At 33.5% G+C, this 3,426-nt stretch carries 3 protein-coding genes; all 3 read left to right on the top strand.

All coding sequences use genetic code 11. From position 1 onward, the window contains the following. The first annotated feature begins 191 nt into the window (after nt 1–191). Nucleotides 192–932, top strand: coding sequence for a hypothetical protein (locus tag R3X28_RS19105; protein WP_317666471.1), 741 nt, complete (start codon nt 192–194; stop codon nt 930–932). A gap of 352 nt (nt 933–1,284) precedes the next feature. Then, complete coding sequence (locus R3X28_RS19100; protein ID WP_317666469.1) at nt 1,285–1,743, top strand: hypothetical protein; 459 nt, start codon at nt 1,285–1,287, stop codon at nt 1,741–1,743. Nucleotides 1,744–1,961: 218 nt separating this feature from the next. Then, complete coding sequence (locus tag R3X28_RS19095) at nt 1,962–3,041, top strand: hypothetical protein (protein WP_317666468.1); 1,080 nt, start codon at nt 1,962–1,964, stop codon at nt 3,039–3,041. The last annotated feature ends 385 nt before the right edge of the window (nt 3,042–3,426 follow it).

Genomic DNA, 3,426 nt, shown 5'->3' with positions numbered 1-3,426 from the left:
GCTCATAGCTAATTAGTTGCTCAATCGAAATAAAGGCATATTTGCAGTTCCGCCAAATTTTTTAATTTGGCTTATTAAAAAGAAAAGGTAATAAGAAAATTAAAAAATTCGGCTCGTGCTTAACCGAAAATAAATTACTAATTTGCACGCTACGAGCCATATACAAAACCGTTAGGCAACATTAAATTCAAATGCGAACCTCACCCCTACTCTTATTGATTTGTTTGTTTTTCTTCCAGTGTTCTAGCAATAAAAGGACATTGACTGATTTGGATAAAATCGGACTTAAAGGAAACGTAAAATATCTAAAATTCACGAGTCAATCGACGGAGGGAAGTGGGGGTTTATCCAATACTCAAAATGAGGGGGAGGGAATCAAAATTGATAATGAATTCTTCTTTAATGAATACGGTATGATTTCAGAACAACGTCAATATTCTTCGTCCAAGCTATCGCAAATATTCGTTTATAAATATGACCATCGTAATCTCCTGATTTCAAAAGATTATTTCAACGCCTCTAATGAATTGGTAATGAAATCAAAATTTGAAAACACCTTGGATAGTAATGGTCAAATAATCGAGCAAGCGGAATTCAGAGCAATCGAAAATTCATTGACGGACTCAACCGAAATTGTCTACCAAAAGACACCTTATGAAATAATGAAGTTTTCATATAATCAGAGTGGAGAACTATCAAAAATGACTTACATCCAATCAGTTTTTGGAGCTGACTTCCCAAAAAACGTAATTGAATATAAGAATGGACTAATGGACAAACAATTCATAACCGATTCAAATGAAAATGTAGTTAGTTCCAATGATGTGAAATACATGGAATTTGACAAAATGGGGAATTGCATAAAAATCAAAACTATAGGTAATAGTCCGACGGAGGAATTCACTAACGCAGAAATCAAATACTATAAATAACGTTGCCTAACATGGGCTATAATTTATAGCTATAATTCGTTAACTTGAAACTATAAAACCATCAACGGCTGGATTTGCCACGGCTGGAAATCTAACGATTTCCGACGCCGCCACAAATCATAGCCTAACCGTTAGCAACAAGCTGAAATATGAATAACGAATTAAAACTCTTAGGTGCTGTTTTACTTCTTTTAATATCATTAGTATTAGGTATAAGAGAGTTACGAATTTGGACATCTTTAGGCAAGAACGATTATTCAAGGAAATCCATGAATATAAAGAAATGTGGGGGGATAATTGGATTAATACTAGTAAGTGTCTTTATTATTTATGAATATTTCAATCAATAATAATGGAAAAACTATCTTCTAAACTAACTTTCCTACTATTTATATTAAGCTGCAGTATTTACGCTTGTAGTTGTCCAGTTTATAAAAACCTATCAACTTTTCAGCACGCTGAATTTGAACAATCGGAATGCATTTTTATTGGCGAAGTTTTGGAGTTCAACCTTGAAGAAAAGAGTTATAGGATTAAAGTTTTGAATTCATTCAAAGGAACGGAAAACGGACTTATTGTCGAAGGGACTTATGACCAACAATGCGGTCCAATAATTAATGGACTTGGGAAGTGGATTTTTTACGGACATACAGACTCTAATGGATTAATGAAGGTAAATGAATGCGGACTGACAAGAAGTTTTGATAATCCAGTCCACGGTTTAACGGACTTTAAAAATTCTGATTCTGAAATCAAAAAGCAAGCGCAAGCCGATTTAGAGCTGGAAATTAAAAAAATGAGGGAAAAATAAAAGCCAGTTGCTAACAATACCTATAGCAAATAGTGCATAAAGTGCTAAATTTAATGGCTTGGGTTTATTTACTAAATCCGCCAAATCTTTTGGATTTGGCTTTTAAAATGAAAAGATAAAAACAAAACAAAAAGCTTAGGCTACGAGCGCAGACGGAAACTCATCTTTTCCTTGCCTGCCCTACTTGCCATAGCTTAGCCGTTATGTAGCATTATAAAATGAACCTAAAAAGAGTTAAAATAGAAGGATTGGAAATCTTTAAGATTGACAAAAAGGTTAATCAAGATATAAACTTACAAACTCCTGAACCAGAAGAATCCAAAACCAAAGAAGTCCGGAAAAAAATAAAAATGGGGGATGGAAATTTATTCCTTATGAGTGAAGAAGGACAAGCCCTTCAAGCGGCAACATTCACTCATAAGAAAAAAATTTACTCAGGTCATGCACCAAACTTAATTCACATATACTTTGACCAAGCACTTGCTCAAATACAATGGTCTAACAAATATGCTGATTCTTTTAAATTTATCTCTAAACAAGAAATTGCTGAAATCGGTTTTCTACCCGATGGAATTTTCAATAGGTTTATTCAATTACGAGTTAGTGCAATCATTTTTTTACACTTATCTGTGGAAGCATTTATAAATCATATTATACCTGATGATTTCGTATATACAAAAGTTAAATCGGGGAACTCAGACAAGTTCTCAGAACAAATTACAAATTTTTCAAAAAAACAGATTGAGCGTTGGACTACTTTTAAAGAGAAAATTGAAAACGTAATTCCTCAAGTAGAATCTTTAAATTTTGACCCTAATAAAAATTCTAGAATTATTGGTAGGATTTTAGAGATTGGAAAAATTCGAGATGAAATAGTACATCTAAAATCAAAGGACAAGGAAACAATGAGTTACTATAAAGAAATCTTCAACTTTATAGGTTCCCGAGATTTAATGGATTACATGAATGCGGCAAAAAAATATATGAACATCCTTGAAACGGACTTTATAAAAATTAAAAATGTTGCCGAAAATGAACCTTCGCAAATTGTGCGGATAGATGAAAAAAAGTATCTGAATATTGGAGTGTTATTTGAGATTGTCAGAATACGTGAAAAAAGAATCACAGTATATATCAAAAAATGGAAAGGATTTACCAGCGATAACCAACAAATTAAAGCCATACTAAGCCAATTACCTATAATGGATGAGATGAAAATAATTTATGACTACATAATAAGTGAAGATAAAAAAGACATAAAAATCGAAATATTTAAAACAGACGAGCAAATAAAATAACGCTACATAACAAAACCTATAAACAATTCGGGCTTAGGGCTTAAACAAATGGTTTGTGTATTTTTATGAAGTCCGCAAAATCTTTAGGATTTTGCTTTAAACAATAAAAGAAAAAACAAAACAAAAAGATTTTGCTATGTGGGTGGCGGAAAGTAATCGCTTATTTACTCCCGTACTGTTCATAGCTCAAGCGATGATGTAGCATTCGCCTGCGTCGACCAAAATCCCTTCATCTCGTACCTCGATTCCCGGTCTTTCGGAAATGCTACATCATCGCAGCGCTATGACAGATTGCCATCGGGATAGGATGAGGGGTCACTGGCCGATAACGCCGCTACGGCTTTTCAACGCAACATATCAATACGCTATATGCAATCTGGTACAC

Source organism: Maribacter sp. TH_r10, assembly GCF_033101095.1.
GTDB classification, from domain to species: Bacteria; Bacteroidota; Bacteroidia; order Flavobacteriales; family Flavobacteriaceae; genus Maribacter_A; species Maribacter_A luteus.
This window is presented reverse-complemented; position numbering and strand designations above follow the sequence as displayed.